Source organism: Paenibacillus sp. MY03 (assembly GCF_002165585.1).
In the GTDB taxonomy this organism is placed as follows: domain Bacteria; phylum Bacillota; class Bacilli; order Paenibacillales; family Paenibacillaceae; genus Pristimantibacillus; species Pristimantibacillus agaridevorans.
In genome coordinates this window covers 1-1065 of the sequence record NZ_MXQD01000128.1, presented here as the reverse complement: position 1 = coordinate 1065, position 1065 = coordinate 1, and the positions used below count along the sequence as shown (strand labels likewise).

General features: G+C 54.6%; 1 protein-coding gene. It reads right to left on the bottom strand.

What is annotated here, in order from left to right; translation table 11 throughout:
- Window positions 1–1065 (bottom strand): extracellular solute-binding protein (locus B1748_RS36215; RefSeq protein WP_143810509.1); only part of this gene is annotated, 1065 nt, incomplete at both ends.

The following is a 1065-nucleotide window of genomic DNA, read 5'->3' as shown; positions in this document are numbered from 1 at the left end:
CGCCGTCTGGATATCGTTCAGCTCCGTAAAGTTCGGCTGATACGGAATATCCCGGCGAAACTTGTTCCGAGTCGCCGTCTCCAGTCCCTTCTGGCTCAATGCCGCCAGCCTCTGGGAAATCTCGTCAGGCGCCGCCTTCACCAGCAGATCCTCGGGCGAGAACTTCGCATCCCGCACAACCGCATATTCGCCCGCATACGACACTTCTTTTTTAAACTTCTCCGCATCCAGCATTTGGGCCACTCCGCTAACATCCTTGTAATGAACGCCCTCTTCTCCGTTGACCAGCGACTTCCATCCCTCATCTACCATCCAGTCCAAATATTCGACCGCGGCCTTCGGGTTTTTCATTTCCTTATTGAAGGCTACGAAAATATTAGGCGGCGTTTCTTGGTACAGACCGAATTTTCCGTTTTTGGTGGACACGGGCTCAAGCGGTACCGGATTGGCTTCCGGCTCGTTCTTTAGCATATTCCGGATGTGGTTCTCCATCGCGCTGCCGCCCCAACTACCGGCGAAGATGCCCGCTTTGCCCGTCGTCCACAGTTGAATAGCCCTCTGAAAGTTTTTGTCCGTCAAATATTCCTTGTCCACCAGCCCCGCTTCGTACATTTGTTTCTCCAACTCCATCGCATCCCCGAACCGGTCGAGCGTGGCTCCGTACTTCATGCTGCCGTTCTCCAGGTACCATTGATTGCCGATAGCCGCGTTCATCGCCGCATAGGTATCAAAGACCGTGCTGCCTACCAGCGCCGTTGTATCGTCCTGCTTGTTGCCGTCCGGGTCCTGCTCCTTGAATGCCTTCGCCACCTCGATCAATTCGTCCATCGTTGTCGGCGTCTTGAGGCCCAGCTTATCCAACCAATCTTGCCGGATCCACAGACCATGATTGGCGATGCCATCCGTCGTCCGAGCGGTCGCGACCGCATACATTTGACCATCGAAGGTCAGGTAAGGCAACAGCTCGGGATGCTCCTGCAAATATGTTTTGTAGGATGTGCTGTACTGCTCGATATAAGCGTCCACCGGCTGCAGCGCGCCTTGGGTAATCAGCTTGCCGATATA